Raw genomic sequence first — 16,229 nt, 5'->3', positions numbered from 1 at the left:
TTGAAGGAATTGTGAAAAATGTTAAAAGTTTTGGGGATTTTCATCGGTGAGACATACAATACGTAATGCAAAGCTTAGTTGAGTGAATCAACTCTTCATTTCCTTTTTGTAGTCTGATTTGAAGTGTCTTTTGAAAATAAGATAAGGCAGTATGGAAGTAACCTTCATCTAATTTACTTTTTCCGTAATGTTGGTAGAAGAAGTCTTCATAAGCCGGTAAGTCTGGTAGTGTTTGTAGAAGTTCGGTAAAGAGTGCATTTGCAGCAGGAAATTTTCTTTCCCAATGATATGTATGTGCAAGACGAAGTTTGTTAATAAAAAGCCCCTGGATGTTATCCGTTTGTGTATAATTTTCAATTGCCTCCTGTAAGTAATATTTACTTTCAGAAAGGTTGCCAGCGATTCGTTCATAAACGCCAATTAATCCGCAGCTTTTTCCATATAACGAATCTTCATGTAAATGTTCTTTCAAAAATACAATCCCCTGCTTCATTTCAGCAAGGGATATAGGCTTTTCTCTAAGATTTTCATCAAATGTGTATCCCATTTCAAAAGGTATATTCATTGGGACCCCCTTATAGTTTCTGCATACATCTTCACAACCGCCTCAGCAAGACATTGAGCGGAATCGACAAATTCCTCATTCGCCACCACGTTCAAATCGGTACATGCAATAATGGCGGTATCAACTTCATCTTTCAATTGTAAAACGAGCGCATCCCATAATTTGCGAGCTTCTTCAACTTCTCCACTTTTAATATAAGTAATAATTTGATTAATCATTTCTTGCCATTTTTCATGATGAATGTATTCTATATTACGTTTTGTAATCCCATCTTGGTAAATACCAGCTTGAATTGTCGCTTCTGTTGCGAGAAGAGCGACTCTTTTTGTATTTTCAGGAATAGCTTGTAACGTCTCGTCGACTATATTCAAAATAGGAATAGAAATAGAACGTTGTAATTCCTCAAAATAAAGATGTGCCGTATTGCACGGCATAGCGATAAATTCTACACCAGTACTTTCAAGCTTTTGCGCCCCTTCAATAATCGCTTTTTTCATTGCTTCGTGATCAATGGGGCGATCCATGTAAAATGGTGTTGGGCAAGAATAAATCATCATATGAGGAAAGTCTATATCATGCTTTGCTCCGTATATTGTTTGGCACCCTGCTACAACCGTATCGACGAATGGTCCAGTTGATTTTGGTCCCATTCCTGCTAGTATTCCGATCATTGGTTTGTCTCCTTTAATATGTAATTAAAAACGTTTTTTGCGAACGATAAAAAGAAATAAAGTAAGTAATAAAAATGAATATACGATAGCCCAAGCTGTGAGCCATAGCGTGTGAGTAAGTATATTAAATTTGTATTGTCCAAGCATTAGAAAGCTTTCGACAGGTGGTAAAAACCATAGTAATTCTTTTTTAAATCGGATAGATGCAATCGTTATAAGCAATATGAATGTAAGGCTAAGCCAAGCTGTGCTTACTTTTTGAATAATATTTCTAGTAAATAAAGTTGCAATTGAAATTCCTAGTATAGAGAAAGACATGTGAGCGAGAAATCCGACTAAAAATAAAGAAACTGTCATTTTTTCATTAAACATTTGCAAAATAATGGGATAGATTACGGATATAAAAGATAACACAGTACAAATGAGAAGAGCTGTAATATATTTACCAACGTATAATGTGGAAATGTTATTTGTGTGTGAAATAGTAATTTGCTCTTGTACAGGGTCTTCAGTATGAAAAATTGTGATTGTAATCCAGGCAGATAATAAATAAAGGGCGAGAGCTGTTTCTAAGTATGTCGGTACAATAGGAGTCGGTTTATATGTATATACAAAAAGTAAGCTCACAAAGTACATCGCAATAGGAGGGACGTACTTATACGATTTTGTATAGTCGAGAAAATGGTAACGAATAAGCGCGAACATAATAAACCTTCTTTCGATTTAAAAGTTAGGTTGTAGCAGTGTGATAGATGCTTTTTTATGTAATAAAAACTGAAGCATTTCGTTTGTATATTCTTTTTCGATTTGTAATTGAATAAGGTTTTGATTTGAATTGTGTGCAACGTGTATAAATCCTAATTGTTTCCGTAGTTCTATCGCTGAAAATGTTTCGTGAACGATTGCTTCAATATAGACTTGTTCTGCCCCTTTTTGTACAGCGGTATCTTCTGCGATTGTATGATTTGCTAACGTCACAATTCTATCGGCGAAGTTTTCTAGTAGTTGTTTTTCGTGACATGTGAAGAGTATAGATATGCCGTGTTGTTTTAATGAGAGTAAAATATGTTCTAGTTCTTGCTGAGAGTTAGGATCGAGCCCAGAAAGAGGTTCATCTAAAATTAATAAATGGACGTCCGTAAGCAATGCTTGCATAATGCCAGTTTTTTGTTTCATACCTTTTGAAAAGTTTCGTACAACGGAATGCCTTGCATGATGTAAATGAAAAGATTCAAGAAGCATCGGAATTTTATCTTTTAAATATTTTGTTGATAAACCGTGGATGTGGCCGAGATGATATAAATAATCCTCTAATGTAAAACGAATCCCTTCAGGAAAATGTTCAGGTACATAGCCAATTTGTATATGTTCTTTTCTTTGAAGTGTCCCTGTTGTAGGTGAAATAAATCCTGCAATTATTTTGAGTAGCGTACTTTTTCCAGTCCCGTTCCCGCCAATAATAGCGAGCGCTTCTCCTTCTGGAATGGATAAATCAATGTTGTCTAGTATAAGTGATTTGCCATACTTCTTTTGAATTCCCCTTAGTTCTACTAGCAAAGTTCTATCCTTCTTTCTTTAAATAGTGTATATATCCATTATATAGGAGAAAAACAAAAAGACGTGCAATGAGTGCACGTCTTTTTTTGTTATCTTTTGTCGATAAGTCGATATGTTGTGTCGAATCGTCGATATATCGAAAAAATCGTTGATATATCCCGAGTTACGATAGATATAATTGAAAAATCGTCGATATATTATCGCTTCTCAATCGCCACAATAAATGGTGGGTTATTTTGCTGGTTAATGAAGCCGTATCGTAGTACGTGAGCTTGTTTTTGGTCGAGTTCTTCTGCAAATTTGAGAACAGCGTCGCGTTCTACTTGTCCTTCTGGGTGTCCGTGGTAAATGACAAGGACGATGATTCCTTCAGGTGCCATTACTTCTAGTAATTGTTCAATTGCCGAGAGTGTTGAGTTCGGTTTTGTAACGATATGCTTGTCACCACCAGGAAGGTAACCTAAGTTGAAGATAGCGCCTGTTACTTTTCCTTTTGCATCTTCTGGTAGTACGGATAGAAGCGTATCGTGACTATCGTGAACTAAAACAGTACGTTCAAAAAGCTCTTTTTCTTTTAGACGGATAGTAGAGCTTTCAATTGCTTCTTTTTGAATATCAAATCCAAATACTTTTCCGTTATCTCCAACGATTTCAGCTAGGAAGCATGTGTCATGTCCATTGCCGAGCGTTGCATCTACAGCGTAATCGCCTTCTTTTACTGCCGTTTGCAGTAATGTGCGAGCAAACGGTAATACACGTTCTAATTTCATTGTTGTTTCTCCTCATTTGCATATTTTCCTTGCCAGCTTCCGCGGCGTACAAATTCTGCATCGATGGAATTTAATACTTCCCATTTATTTAAGCTCCACATTGGGCCAATCATTAAATCAGGTGGACCGTCACCTGTGATGCGGTGCACAATTACGTCTTCTGGAATCATTTCAAGTTGGTCAACAACGAGACCTACGTAATCTTCAAGAGAAAGGAATTCTAATTGTCCTTTTTCATATTGCTTCACCATTGGCGTTCCTTTTAATAAGTGAAGTAAATGAATTTTAATTCCTTGTACATCAAGCTTCGCTACTTCACGAGCTGTTTCCATCATCATGTCGTAATCTTCAAGTGGAAGACCGTTAATAATATGAGAGCAAACTCTAATGCCATGCTTACGTAATTTATTTACACCTTCCACGTAAGATGGGTAATCGTGAGCGCGATTAATAAGGTTTGCAGTTCGTTCGTGAACAGTTTGTAAACCGAGTTCAACCCAAAGGTATGTGCGTTTATTTAAGTCCGCTAAATATTCAACGACATCGTCTGGTAAACAATCTGGACGAGTCGCAATAGAAAGACCGACAACGTCTTTTTCTGCTAGAAGCGGTTCGAATTTTTCTTTTAACACTTCAAGTGGTGCATGTGTATTTGTGTATGCCTGGAAATAAGCGATACATTTTCCGTCTTTCCACTTTGAGCGCATTTTTTCTTTCATTTCATGATATTGCGTTATAACATCATCGCGGCGATCACCAGCGAAGTCACCAGATCCGGCAGCACTACAAAATGTACAACCACCGTAAGCAACTGTACCGTCACGGTTCGGGCAATCGAAGCCAGCATCTAATGAAACTTTAAAGATTTTTTCACCAAATTCATTTCGTAAATGGTAATTCCATGTATGATAACGTTTATTGTCGTTTGTATATGGAAAAGGGTTTTGAACCTTCATTACTTTCCCTCCTAAGCCGAGTCAAAATGAAACAAAATCCATTATAACATACTCATAAGGTTCATATGGAAGGGACACACTAAAGGGGAATTGAAGCAAGGAGGGACAATTATGGCAGAGCGTCAATCACTTGAATCGTATATTACACAAGCGGAACAAGCGGTGGAATATGCGAAAGAACAATTAGACCAAGGTATGAGACAAGAGCATTATAATACGATGGAGTATTCGGATGCGCAGTTACAATTAGAACAAGCGTATAACGATTTACAAACGATGCAACAACATGCGAATGATGAGCAACGTGAGCAGTTAAATAGAGCACGCATGGCAATTCGCCAACTGCAACATCAAATGATTATTACACCGCACTAATAAGGAGTGAATGTAATGGCGAAACGTTCAGATCAAAATAACCCAGAGCAAAAAACGCAAAATGGACATAACGCTGAGTTTTCAAATGAACTTGATCCGATTGTTCAAGTAAAACAGCGGAACAGTAAAAAGGGACAACCTCAAAAATCGAAGCAATCAGAGTAAACCAGGTCGCAATATGACCTGGTTTTATTTTGCTATATGACAATAATGTAAGATTACTGTAAGGTTTACCGATAGTTATAAGCCTACTTCTCCAGTAGAGTAAGGGAGGATTAAATTTTGGACAAGGAGTTGCTTTATGGGGAACAATATTACAAACAAACGAATTGATGAGTTAGATTACATTCGTGGTTTCGCACTACTGGGGATTATTTTAGTAAATATTCTTGCACTACTTAATATTAAAATTCCAGATCCTAATACAGTGGATGCAAGTTATCAAAGGTTTCTATACTTATTTGTAGAAGGTCGTTTCTTCTCAATCTTCTCATTCTTATTTGGAGTAGGATTCTACATCTTTATTACGAGAGCAATTGCGAAAGGGAAGAATGGATACGTTCTATTTCTACGCCGCTTAGTTGCATTATTTATTTTCGGTTTGATTCATTACATGTTTCAGCCTGGAGAGGCATTAACGTTATATGCAATTTGCGGGTTAATCGTTTTACCATTTTATAAAGCGAAAAAACAAGTGAACTTAGTTATTGGTCTTATTTTAACAATTGCCTTTAGTGTAATGGGTGTTAAAGAACTATTACCACTCGGCTTAATTTTATTAGGTCTTGCTGCAGGGCAATATCATGTGTTTGAAAATCTTTCAAAAAACATAAAGAAAGTCGCTATTTTTACAGGTGTTATGTTTGTTTTAAGTGTCGTAGCTGTATGGTATCAATATGGACAAGTGCCTGCTAATCCATTTGTAAATATGATACTTATGAATGAAGATGGAACAATGGATGCTGCAGGTCAATTCTTAAAAATTGGTGTTACAGTTGGACCAATTATTTCAGCTTTCTATGTAGGAGCATTAATTTTATTACTTCAGTTAAAACCAGTTCAAACATTGTTAGCACCATTGAAATACTACGGTCGTATGGCTTTAACGAATTATATCGGACAAACTGCAATGATTTTAATTGCTGGTAGTGTATTTAACTTCGCAGGAAACTTAACATACATGCAGACACTATATGTGTGTATCGCAATTTACGCAATTCAAATTGTGTTTAGTGTAATTTGGATGAAAATCTTTAAAATGGGTCCATTAGAATGGATTTGGCGTGTTATTACGTACTGGACGGTAACACCTTTAAAGAAATAAAGAGAGAAGTAGGCTGTTCCTTTTGTGGAATAGCCTATTTTTATTGTCATCTTTTTTCGGTAAATTGATATTCTTTGGCGAATCGCTGATAACAGTGGAAGAATCGCCGATATATTTGAAAAAACGCTAATAAAATTTCATTTATCAACGAACCTTACACGCCCACCTTTTTTATATTACAAAAGTGTAAGGTAATTGTAATGTTAACAAATAGCAGTTCTCTTCTAAAAGGCGCAAAATAGGTAATGGAAAAACAAGCGTAGGAGGATATATATGACGAAACCAGTTGTAGACGTGAAAAACGTTCAAAAAGTGTACGGTAAAAAAGGTGAGAACCAATCACACGCGTTAAAAGGTGTTTCATTCTCAATTCAAGAGGGTGAGTTTGTTGGAATTATGGGACCATCTGGTTCTGGTAAAACGACATTATTAAATGTAATTTCAACGCTTGATAAAGCAACGGGCGGCGTTGTTGAAATTGCGGGTACGGATATTACGAAAATGAAGCAAGGTGAGCTTTCTGATTTCCGTTCACAAAAATTAGGATTTATCTTCCAAGACTTTAACTTATTAGAGAACTTATCTATTTATGAAAACATCGCACTTCCACTTTCCCTTCAAGGTGTTTCATCACGTAATATTGGACCGAAAGTAGAAAAAGTAGCGGATATGCTAGGGATTACAGAAATTCTTCAAAAGTATCCATCTGAAGTATCTGGTGGACAAAAGCAGCGTTCAGCAGCAGCACGCGCGCTTGTGCATGAGCCAGCAATTATTTTAGGGGACGAGCCAACAGGAGCTCTTGATTCTAAAAATGCAACGAGTTTACTTAATGCGATGACAAACTTAAATAAAGATCAAGGTGTATCAATTATGATGGTTACGCATGATCCGTATAGTGCAAGTTACTGTCAGCGTATTTTATTCATTCAAGATGGTGAGCTATATAAAGAAATTCATCGCGGTAGTACGCGTGAAGAGTTCTACAAAGAAATTTTAGATGTACTTGCAGATTTAGGTACACAAAAAGCGTAAGAAAGGAGGTTCCAGTATGTTATTTAAACTTTCCATGTCGGGGCTGAAGAGTAAGCTGAAAGATTATATCGTCTTACTTGTTGGTCTTGTCATGTCTATCTCAATTTTTTATATGTTCCAAACGTTAGCGCTGAATAAAGCGTTTATCGAATCTAACTCAGTTATTCAATCAATTGGATTCGTATTCCAGGCAGGTTCATTTTTACTAGCCATTATAACGTTCTTCTATATTTTATATGCGAACTCTTTCTTATTATCTCTTCGTCAAAAAGAGTTTGGTATGTATATGATGTTAGGAGCAAAAAAACATAAAGTTACATTGCTTATGTTTATTGAAACGATTGTATTAGGTGCTGCGTCTCTTGCGATTGGTATTACAGTTGGTGTAGGACTTGCAGAAGGTATTGGACAGTTATTAATGAAACAATTAGAATTTGCTGGTGAAGGCTATAAAGCATTTTATCTACCATCTATGACTGTTACTTGCATTTTCTTCTTCGCACTATTTGTATTATCGGCAATTATGAATAGTATTAAATTATCACGTATTTCTGTACTGCAACTTGTACATGCAGATGCACAAACAGAACGTGTTGCGGTAAAAGGAAAAATAACAGGTTTAGTTGCATTCCTTGCTGTTATTTTATTAGGCATTGGATATGCAGCTATGATGAATATGGAAACATTAAGAGAGATGGGAATTCTTATTGCATTAATTACAACAACAGCTGGTACTTATATGCTATTTGGTTCACTTCTTCCGGTTATTATTAAAAAGTTAAAGAGTAATAAAAAGCGTAGTGAAAAAGGACTTAACGCTTTTACATTTGCACAATTAAACTTCCGTATTAATAGTTTAACAAAGGTTCTTGCGACGGTAGCGATGTTAGTTGCTCTTGGAGCCGGTGCTATTTCAGGCGGTATGGCGTTCAAAAATAACGTTATAAAAACGGTTGATGGATTTGAAATTTATGATTCAATTGTTCATAATCCTACAGCTGAAGAGAAGAAAATTTTAGATGGTATATCATTTAAAAATAAAGCTGAGTACCGTTATAAAGTAGACGACAAATATATTTATTATGTAAAAGAAGAGTTAGAGAAACATAAACCATTTATTCGAGATGGTGTAGGTAAAGAAAGTTTCGGTAAATATAAAGAAGTTTCAGGAGAAGCTCCAGTAGGTACACTAGCAGGAGTGAGATCAGAGCAAGATAAAAATGAAAAAGCAATGCCTGAAGAATGGGATGAGGCATTTAGAACAATCCAACCATATTATATATATCAAGATCGTGCCATTAAAGTTGTAGATCAAAAAATGTACGATAATGTAAATGGTAAAGAAGGAATCGTATTTACTGGAAAAACAGACGATTTCGTAGCATATACAAAAGAATGGAAAAAAATTGACGAGTTGCAACTAGTTAAATATAAAAATGTAAAAGCTGAGCAAATGAGTAGTAAATATCAAGTGTATGACATGTTCTACGGCGTTGCGAGTGGAACTGTATTTATGGGCTTCTTCCTTGGAATTGCATTCTTAGCAATGATGGCAAGTTGTTTAATGTTTAAAATTCTTTCTGGTGCATCAAAAGATATTACACGTTATCAAATGCTTCGTAAAATCGGTGTGCGCCGTGAATTATTAACGAAATCTATTTATAAAGAGTTATTCTTAGTATTCTTATTCCCAGCAATTGTAGGTATCGCTCACGTATTAGTTGGTATGAATATTTTCGGGTTTATTTTAGTTGATCCGTACTTCCGTATTTGGTTACCGATTGTTATTTTCGTAGTTATTTATGCAGTTTATTACTTCATCACAGTTCAATTGTATAAAGGAATTGTGCTTCCAAAAGAAGATTAATACGTAAAAAGCCGAGTGAAAGTGCTCGGTTTTTTATATTTTCAGAAAAAACACTTTAATGTTACTGAAATATATAATATAATGTAAATAAGTAACATAATATAAAAGTAGAAGCAGCTGGATAATGAAAGGAGGAATCCGATCTGTAGAAAGAGGCTGAACCTTTATCCCCACATTTTTTTCTAACCACATCGTATTTGTACAATCGTAAGTTTCCACATTAAAAATTGCCGAGACCACAGAAGTATATTGTGAAAATAATGGATAATACATGGAAATCTCATAGCGTGATAAGGTAAAATGGACAACATGATGAGAAAATTACCGTTCATAAGATGAGGAGAATACATGTATGGAAGTTGTAGAGGCATTAAAAGATATAAGCCAAATTGAGGCTATGAAAAAGTATTTAAAAGAGCACTCACAGCGAGATTATCTTTTATTTGTTATTGGAATTAACACAGGATTAAAGATTACTGAGCTACTTAGTATGAAATTTGAAGAGGTATTAAATGAAGATGGAACTGTTAAAGAGTTTTATTCTCTTCCTGTGAAAGATGAAAAGTTTAAACAAGATATTTATTTAAATACAAAAGTAAAAGAAGCACTTTTAGAGTACGTACAATCTATTAATGCTCAAAGAGAAAACTACGTATTTCAATCTAATAAAACGACAAATTCAATTACGCGCCAACAAGCGTATCGTGTAATTCATAATGCTGCTGAAGCAGTTGGGATTGTTGGTAAAATCGGAACAAACTCAATGAGAAAAACGTTTGGATTTCATGCATACAAAAGAGGGATAGCGATTGCGCTATTACAAAAACATTTTCATCACGCGACACCTTCAGAGACATTAAAGTATTTGGGAATCTCAAAAGATGAAGAATTTAAAACAGAGATTGATGTCGATTTGTAAAAGCCGTAACTAAAAACTTTAGGAGGCGGGAATATGAATATTAGAGAGAGTGAATTACCGGGCATTGGATGTAAATTTGAAGTTATAACAAAAGGTAATGAAAAGATGGTTATCGTTATTCATGATGATGGCCGAAGAGAAATGTATCATTTTGATGAGGATCATGATGAGAGTATTTCAAGCATTTCTCTTCGTGATTCTGAAGCGAGACAAATTGCAGCTATATTGGGCGGAATGGTATATAGACCACAAGCGTTAGATACAATTGAGATGGCTTTTGAAGGATTATCAATTGAATGGTTTAAGGTGGAAAATAATGCACCAGTCGTACAACAAACAATTGGTAGCTTACATGTCAGAAAAACATATAACGTAACGATTATTGCTATTTTGAAAAAGAATATGAAGAAATTCTTTAATCCAGGTCCAGACTCTATTATTGAAGCTGGCGATATGCTCGTATTATCGGGTGAAAGACATGAAGTGAAAAGAATTATTAATGAATTGCTTTCAGCAGGAGGTGATTCATAATCGATGGATACTTTAATCTTTGAAGTTGGAACTGCGTTAGTATTAGTAGCTTTTGCAGCTATCCTTGCTGCGAAGTTAAAGTTCTCGATTATTCCGTTTCTCATTATACTCGGTATGTTAGTGGGGCCTCATGCCCCAGATTTAGGACTTATCGATTTAAGGTTTATTGAAAGCGGGGAAGTTATTTCATTCCTCGGCCGTGTTGGCGTCATATTCCTCCTATTCTACTTAGGCTTAGAATTCTCAATAAAAAAATTAATTAAATCAGGAAAGTCGATTGCTTTTGGGGGGACTGTCCACATATCGCTTAATTTCATATTAGGTTTACTTTATGGATATGTGATGGGCTTCCCTTTATTAGAAACGTTAATTATTGCTGGAATCATTACAATTTCATCAAGTGCAATTGTTGCAAAAGTAATTGTTGATTTAAGAAGATCTGGTAATAAAGAGACTGAATTAATATTAGGAATCATTATGTTTGATGATATTTTTTTAGCTGTATATTTATCAGTCGTTTCAGGGTTAGTACTCGGTGGTGCAACATCATTTGTAGGTGCTCTTACATCGGTGTTAATCGCGGTAGGGTATATGCTACTATTCTTTGTAATCGCTAGAAAAGCTACGCCGTTTCTAAATAAAGTATTAGATATTTCATCAAACGAAATTTTTATTATCGTAATATTCGCCATTTTATTCTTTGTAGCAGGATTTTCAGAAACGATTCATGTTGCTGAGGCAATTGGAGCATTATTGTTAGGACTCGTCTTTTCTGAAACAGAGCATAGTGATCGGATTGAGCATCTCGTCGTTCCGTTTCGTGACTTCTTTGGAGCCATATTCTTTTTCAGTTTCGGTTTAAGTATAGATCCGTTTTCACTTGGAGGAGCAGTGTGGTTGGCATTAGGAGCAGTTTTCATTACGCTCATCGGTAATTTTACAGCTGGAATGATGGCGGGACGTAAAGCCGGGTTATCGCATAAGGCTTCTACGAATATCGGTTTAACCCTCGTATCACGCGGAGAGTTCTCCATTATTGTAGCCAATATCGGCATTGCGGGTGGTTTAATGGCAACGATTAAACCGTTCTCTGCACTGTACGTTTTAATATTAGCATCGTTAGGACCGTTATTAACGAAGGAGTCTGGGAGAATATACTCTCTACTAGATAAAATATTTAAATGGAGTGCGAAAGAACGTGCGAAGCGAGAAAAAGAAGTTGGATAGTATAAATAAGGGGAGACTGCATGAAGTTCATGTAATCTCCTCTTTTTTTATTGTTACTAATGTCGTTTTTTGTCGGTAAGTCGATATATTTTAATAATCGCTGATATATTTCGAGAATCGTCGATATATCTTAATAATCGCCGATATATTTTGAGAATCGCTGATATATTTCCAAAATCGCCGATATATTTTCAAATAGCAATCAGTATAATTTCATTTACCGAAAAACCGTTATCTGAATTTCATCAACTATTAATCAGTTGCCTTCCTATTTAAAAACGACTACAATTTTACTGTTATAGATGAACGAAAAAAATAGAATAGGAGGGGAGACTATGCCAAGGAAAGTATGGCTATTAGTAGCTGGGATGATTATTAATGTCACGGGTGCTTCTTTTTTATGGCCTTTTAATACAATTTATTTGCATGATCACCTAGGAAAATCTTTATCTGTGGCCGGAATGGTATTAATGATCAACTCGCTTACTGGTGTAATCGGAAACTTGCTCGGCGGTGTTTTATTTGATAAATGGGGCGGTTATAAATCAACTTTAGTAGGGATTGTTATTACACTCGTATCGATTTTAGGTCTTGTGTTCTTCCACGGTTGGCCGTTATATGTTGTGTGGCTAGCATTAATCGGCTTTGGTTCTGGAATGGTCTTCCCATCGATGTATGCGATGGTCGGTACGGTTTGGCCAGAGGGCGGAAGACAGGCATTTAATGCGATGTATGTTGGGCAAAACGTTGGTATTGCGATCGGAACAGCGTGCGGTGGTTTAGTTGCATCTTACCGTTTTGATTATATTTTCTTAGCCAATTTTGTTTTGTACTTTGTTTTCTTCTTAATTGCTTTTATTGGATTCCGTGGTATGGAAGACAAGAAAGAGCCAGGAGTGCAAAAAGAAGTCGAAACGAAAAAAGGCTGGACACTTACACCTGGATTTAAAGCACTTCTTATCGTATGTGTAGCATATGCTTTATGCTGGGTTACATATGTACAGTGGCAAGGGGCGATTGCGACTTATATGCGGGAATTAAATATTAGCCTCCGACATTATAGTTTATTATGGACGATAAACGGAGCGATGATTGTTTGTGCGCAGCCACTTGTTAGTATGTTAATTCGCTGGATGAAGCGTTCTTTAAAACAACAAATTATGATTGGAATCGTCATTTTTGCGGCGTCATTTATTGTGTTAAGTCAAGCGCAGCAATTTACGATGTTCCTCGTTGCGATGGTGACGTTAACGATTGGTGAGTTATTCGTATGGCCAGCAGTTCCGACCATTGCAAATATACTTGCGCCAAAAGATAAACTAGGGTTTTATCAAGGCGTTGTAAATAGCGCGGCGACTGTAGGGAAAATGTTTGGACCGGTCGTTGGCGGAGCGATTGTTGATTTATACAATATGGAAGTATTGTTTATAGCAATCATGGTAATGCTTGTAGTAGCGATTATTGCAACGAGCATGTATGATAAGCGAGTAAAAGTAGAAGAAACAGTTGAAGAAAAAATTGCAGTTTAGTTTGACGGAACATGTAACATGTTTTAGAATATATTTAAATAAAACAACCTTTGGAACAAGGGAGATAGCTCGGCTGTCCTAAGACGAATTCGTTAGTTAGTAAGAGTAACGATTAACCGAGAAGCCTTAGCTTCAAGTAAGCTCTTTAGAGATACGAAGTGGTGGGTAGTTCACATTAACTTATATTTGTAATAACAGTGAGAAGGAGTAGTAGTAATAGAAGCTGGTTTAGAGAGTTGACGGTCGGTGCAAGTCAATCCACGTTTCGTTATGAACTCGCCTTTGAGTTGCAGTTGTGAAACTAGTAGTAGCAATTGCCGTTAATCCACGTTACGGATCTAAGCGAATGTATATTTGTACATTAATTTAGGGTGGTACCGCGGGAATCTATAACCTCTCGTCCCTTTCTAGGGATGAGAGGTTTTTTGTATTTTGGGCGGTGAAAATAAATAGAATTTCAAGGAGGGTATCTCATGAGCTTTAATCATCAAAATATTGAGAAGAAGTGGCAAGGGTACTGGGAAGAGAATAAAACATTCCGTACGCCAGATGAGACAGAAAAACCAAAATTTTATGCACTAGATATGTTCCCATATCCATCAGGTGCAGGCCTACACGTAGGACATCCAGAAGGTTATACAGCGACAGATATTTTATCTCGTATGAAGCGTATGCAAGGATATAACGTTCTTCATCCAATGGGATGGGATGCGTTCGGTCTTCCAGCAGAGCAATATGCACTTGATACTGGAAACAGCCCGGCAGAATTTACAGAGCTTAATATTAATACGTTCCGTAATCAAATTAAAGCATTAGGCTTCTCTTACGATTGGGATCGTGAAGTAAATACAACAGATCCAAACTACTACAAGTGGACACAATGGATCTTCCTAAAACTATTTGAAAAAGGCTTAGCTTACGTTGATGAAGTACCTGTAAACTGGTGCCCAGCACTTGGTACAGTACTTGCAAATGAAGAAATCATTGACGGTAAGAGTGAGCGCGGTGGACATCCAGTTGAGCGTCGTCCGATGAGACAGTGGATGTTAAAAATTACAGCTTACGGAGATCGTCTATTAGAAGATCTAGATGAGCTTGATTGGCCAGAAAGCTTAAAAGATATGCAACGTAACTGGATTGGTCGTTCTGAAGGTGCAGAAGTACACTTCAACATCGATGGTACAGACGAGAAATTCACAGTTTTCACAACGCGTCCTGATACACTATTTGGTGCGAGCTACTGTGTACTTGCTCCAGAGCATGCGCTTGTTGCTGACATTACAACAGCAGAGCAAAAAGAAGCTGTAGAAGCTTACATTAACTCTGTTAAAATGAAGAGTGACCTAGAGCGTACAGAACTTGCGAAAGAGAAAACTGGTGTATTCACTGGTGCTTACGCAGTTAACCCAGTAAATGGCGAGAAATTACCAATCTGGATCGCTGACTATGTTCTTGCAACTTACGGAACAGGTGCTGTAATGGCAGTTCCAGCTCATGATGAGCGTGACTATGAATTCGCATCAACGTTCAATCTTCCAATGAAGGAAGTTGTAAAAGGCGGAGACATTACGAAAGAAGCATACACAGGTGATGGTGCGCACGTAAACTCAGCATTCCTTGATGGTTTAAATAAAGAAGAAGCAATCGTAAAAATGATTGAATGGCTTGAAGTAACGAGCGCAGGAAATCAAAAAGTAACGTACCGTCTACGTGACTGGTTATTCAGCCGTCAACGTTACTGGGGTGAGCCAATTCCAGTAATCCATTGGGAAGATGGCACAATGACAGCTGTGAAAGAAGAAGAATTACCATTAGTTCTTCCGAAAACAGAAAACATCCGTCCTTCAGGTACAGGTGAATCACCACTTGCTAACATTGACGAGTGGGTAAACGTTGTTGATCCTGAAACTGGTAAAAAAGGTCGTCGTGAAACGAACACAATGCCACAATGGGCTGGTAGCTGCTGGTATTACCTACGTTACATCGATCCAAACAATAGCGAAGCACTTGTAGATCCTGAAAAAGTAAAACAATGGCTTCCAGTTGATATTTATATTGGCGGAGCAGAGCACGCTGTACTTCACTTACTATATGCTCGTTTCTGGCATAAAGTATTATACGATATCGGTGTAGTTCCAACGAAAGAGCCATTCCAACAACTATTCAACCAAGGTATGATTCTAGGTGAAAACAACGAGAAAATGAGTAAATCAAAAGGTAACGTTGTAAACCCTGATGATATCGTAGCAAGCCATGGTGCAGATACACTTCGTCTATACGAAATGTTCATGGGACCATTAGATGCTTCGATTGCTTGGTCTGAAAATGGTCTTGACGGAGCTCGTCGTTTCCTAGACCGCGTATGGCGTCTATTCATTCAAGATAATGGTGAATTAAGTGAGAAAATTACTGATGCACCAAATAAAGAGCTTGAAAAAGCTTACCACCAAACAGTGAAGAAAGTAACAGAAGACTATGCAGAGCTTCGCTTCAACACAGCGATTTCTCAAATGATGGTATTCATCAACGATGCATATAAAGCTGAAACACTTCCGAAAGAATATGTAGAAGGTTTCGTAAAAATGATTGCACCAGTTGCGCCTCACATCGGGGAAGAACTATGGAGCAAATTTGGATACAATGAAACAATCACATATGCAAGCTGGCCAACATTTGATGAGTCTAAACTTGTAGAAGATGAAGTTGAAATCGTTGTTCAAATTATGGGCAAAGTTCGCGCGAAACTAACAATGAGTAAAGACGCATCAAAAGAAGAAATGGAACAACTGGCACTTGAAGCAATTCAAGACCAAATTGAAGGGAAAACAGTTCGTAAAGTAATTGTTGTTCCTGGAAAACTTGTTAACGTTGTTGCAAACTAATTCATTCTAAATAAAAGCTCA

16 protein-coding genes and 1 other annotated feature are annotated in these 16,229 nt (G+C 36.8%); of the genes, 10 read left to right on the top strand and 6 right to left on the bottom strand.

The annotated features are described in order from the left end of the window. Positions 1-40: 40 nt before the first annotated feature. From QCI41_RS14350 to mnmL, 6 genes are all read right to left on the bottom strand, one after another. Positions 41-565, bottom strand: coding sequence for a hypothetical protein (locus QCI41_RS14350; RefSeq protein WP_353837237.1), 525 nt, complete (start codon positions 563-565; stop codon positions 41-43). Further along, positions 562-1,236 (bottom strand): aspartate/glutamate racemase family protein, encoded by a 675-nt coding sequence (locus QCI41_RS14345; RefSeq protein ID WP_353837238.1) that lies wholly within the window; start codon positions 1,234-1,236, stop codon positions 562-564. Before QCI41_RS14345 ends, QCI41_RS14350 begins: the two co-directional genes overlap by 4 nt. A gap of 24 nt (positions 1,237-1,260) precedes the next feature. Continuing rightward, on the bottom strand, positions 1,261-1,941 hold the full coding sequence (locus tag QCI41_RS14340) for an ABC transporter permease (RefSeq protein WP_353837239.1): 681 nt from the start codon (positions 1,939-1,941) through the stop codon (positions 1,261-1,263). Between the two features lie 18 nt (positions 1,942-1,959). Beyond that, complete coding sequence (locus QCI41_RS14335; protein ID WP_353837240.1) at positions 1,960-2,793, bottom strand: ABC transporter ATP-binding protein; 834 nt, start codon at positions 2,791-2,793, stop codon at positions 1,960-1,962. A gap of 197 nt (positions 2,794-2,990) precedes the next feature. Next, positions 2,991-3,563 (bottom strand): tRNA 5-(aminomethyl)-2-thiouridylate-methyltransferase MnmM, encoded by a 573-nt coding sequence (gene mnmM / locus QCI41_RS14330; RefSeq protein ID WP_088064619.1) that lies wholly within the window; start codon positions 3,561-3,563, stop codon positions 2,991-2,993. After that, positions 3,560-4,519, bottom strand: a complete 960-nt coding sequence (gene mnmL, locus QCI41_RS14325; RefSeq protein ID WP_353837241.1) for a tRNA modification radical SAM protein MnmL/YtqA — start codon at positions 4,517-4,519, stop codon at positions 3,560-3,562. The genes mnmM and mnmL overlap by 4 nt, the downstream gene beginning before the upstream one ends. Before the next feature lie 111 nt (positions 4,520-4,630). Between mnmL and QCI41_RS14320 the strand changes: the two genes are divergently transcribed. The 10 genes from QCI41_RS14320 (at position 4,631) to leuS (ending at position 16,208) form a co-directional block, all read left to right on the top strand. Beyond that, the gene (locus QCI41_RS14320; protein ID WP_000840869.1) at positions 4,631-4,894 is read left to right on the top strand and encodes a YtzC family protein; all 264 of its coding nucleotides are present in this window, start codon (positions 4,631-4,633) and stop codon (positions 4,892-4,894) included. A gap of 15 nt (positions 4,895-4,909) precedes the next feature. Then, positions 4,910-5,059, top strand: a complete 150-nt coding sequence (locus tag QCI41_RS14315) for a hypothetical protein (protein WP_001129340.1) — start codon at positions 4,910-4,912, stop codon at positions 5,057-5,059. A gap of 136 nt (positions 5,060-5,195) precedes the next feature. Further along, positions 5,196-6,218, top strand: coding sequence for a DUF418 domain-containing protein (locus QCI41_RS14310; protein WP_353837242.1), 1,023 nt, complete (start codon positions 5,196-5,198; stop codon positions 6,216-6,218). A 273-nt stretch (positions 6,219-6,491) separates the two neighbouring features. Beyond that, complete coding sequence (locus QCI41_RS14305) at positions 6,492-7,253, top strand: ABC transporter ATP-binding protein (RefSeq protein WP_353837243.1); 762 nt, start codon at positions 6,492-6,494, stop codon at positions 7,251-7,253. Positions 7,254-7,269: 16 nt separating this feature from the next. Continuing rightward, positions 7,270-9,120: an FtsX-like permease family protein gene (locus QCI41_RS14300; protein ID WP_353837244.1), complete on the top strand. Its 1,851-nt coding sequence runs from the start codon at positions 7,270-7,272 to the stop codon at positions 9,118-9,120. A gap of 352 nt (positions 9,121-9,472) precedes the next feature. Further along, complete coding sequence (locus tag QCI41_RS14295) at positions 9,473-10,039, top strand: tyrosine-type recombinase/integrase (RefSeq protein WP_046958681.1); 567 nt, start codon at positions 9,473-9,475, stop codon at positions 10,037-10,039. A 33-nt stretch (positions 10,040-10,072) separates the two neighbouring features. Then, complete coding sequence (locus tag QCI41_RS14290; RefSeq protein ID WP_353837245.1) at positions 10,073-10,570, top strand: cation:proton antiporter regulatory subunit; 498 nt, start codon at positions 10,073-10,075, stop codon at positions 10,568-10,570. Between the two features lie 3 nt (positions 10,571-10,573). Continuing rightward, positions 10,574-11,797 (top strand): cation:proton antiporter, encoded by a 1,224-nt coding sequence (locus QCI41_RS14285; RefSeq protein ID WP_098092373.1) that lies wholly within the window; start codon positions 10,574-10,576, stop codon positions 11,795-11,797. A gap of 335 nt (positions 11,798-12,132) precedes the next feature. Next, positions 12,133-13,326: an MDR family MFS transporter gene (locus QCI41_RS14280; RefSeq protein WP_353837246.1), complete on the top strand. Its 1,194-nt coding sequence runs from the start codon at positions 12,133-12,135 to the stop codon at positions 13,324-13,326. A gap of 188 nt (positions 13,327-13,514) precedes the next feature. Then, positions 13,515-13,734 (top strand) — a binding site (T-box leader). A 65-nt stretch (positions 13,735-13,799) separates the two neighbouring features. Then, on the top strand, positions 13,800-16,208 hold the full coding sequence (gene leuS / locus QCI41_RS14275; protein ID WP_353837247.1) for a leucine--tRNA ligase: 2,409 nt from the start codon (positions 13,800-13,802) through the stop codon (positions 16,206-16,208). Positions 16,209-16,229 lie beyond the last annotated feature (21 nt).

This window comes from Bacillus cereus group sp. MG4 (genome assembly GCF_040460055.1).
GTDB classification, from domain to species: Bacteria; Bacillota; Bacilli; order Bacillales; family Bacillaceae_G; genus Bacillus_A; species Bacillus_A wiedmannii.
This window is presented reverse-complemented; position numbering and strand designations above follow the sequence as displayed.

What these genes read in the sequence shown, in the direction of transcription:
- QCI41_RS14310 (WP_353837242.1), top strand. Translation starts at nt 5,196, where the DNA reads ATGGGGAACAATATTACAAACAAACGAATTGATGAGTTAGATTACATT.
- QCI41_RS14320 (WP_000840869.1), top strand. Translation starts at nt 4,631, where the DNA reads ATGGCAGAGCGTCAATCACTTGAATCGTATATTACACAAGCGGAACAA.
- QCI41_RS14280 (WP_353837246.1), top strand. Translation starts at nt 12,133, where the DNA reads ATGCCAAGGAAAGTATGGCTATTAGTAGCTGGGATGATTATTAATGTC.
- leuS (WP_353837247.1), top strand. Translation starts at nt 13,800, where the DNA reads ATGAGCTTTAATCATCAAAATATTGAGAAGAAGTGGCAAGGGTACTGG.
- mnmL (WP_353837241.1), bottom strand. Translation starts at nt 4,519, where the DNA reads ATGAAGGTTCAAAACCCTTTTCCATATACAAACGACAATAAACGTTAT.
- QCI41_RS14290 (WP_353837245.1), top strand. Translation starts at nt 10,073, where the DNA reads ATGAATATTAGAGAGAGTGAATTACCGGGCATTGGATGTAAATTTGAA.
- QCI41_RS14295 (WP_046958681.1), top strand. Translation starts at nt 9,473, where the DNA reads ATGGAAGTTGTAGAGGCATTAAAAGATATAAGCCAAATTGAGGCTATG.
- QCI41_RS14305 (WP_353837243.1), top strand. Translation starts at nt 6,492, where the DNA reads ATGACGAAACCAGTTGTAGACGTGAAAAACGTTCAAAAAGTGTACGGT.
- mnmM (WP_088064619.1), bottom strand. Translation starts at nt 3,563, where the DNA reads ATGAAATTAGAACGTGTATTACCGTTTGCTCGCACATTACTGCAAACG.
- QCI41_RS14350 (WP_353837237.1), bottom strand. Translation starts at nt 565, where the DNA reads ATGAATATACCTTTTGAAATGGGATACACATTTGATGAAAATCTTAGA.
- QCI41_RS14340 (WP_353837239.1), bottom strand. Translation starts at nt 1,941, where the DNA reads ATGTTCGCGCTTATTCGTTACCATTTTCTCGACTATACAAAATCGTAT.
- QCI41_RS14300 (WP_353837244.1), top strand. Translation starts at nt 7,270, where the DNA reads ATGTTATTTAAACTTTCCATGTCGGGGCTGAAGAGTAAGCTGAAAGAT.
- QCI41_RS14285 (WP_098092373.1), top strand. Translation starts at nt 10,574, where the DNA reads ATGGATACTTTAATCTTTGAAGTTGGAACTGCGTTAGTATTAGTAGCT.
- QCI41_RS14315 (WP_001129340.1), top strand. Translation starts at nt 4,910, where the DNA reads ATGGCGAAACGTTCAGATCAAAATAACCCAGAGCAAAAAACGCAAAAT.
- QCI41_RS14345 (WP_353837238.1), bottom strand. Translation starts at nt 1,236, where the DNA reads ATGATCGGAATACTAGCAGGAATGGGACCAAAATCAACTGGACCATTC.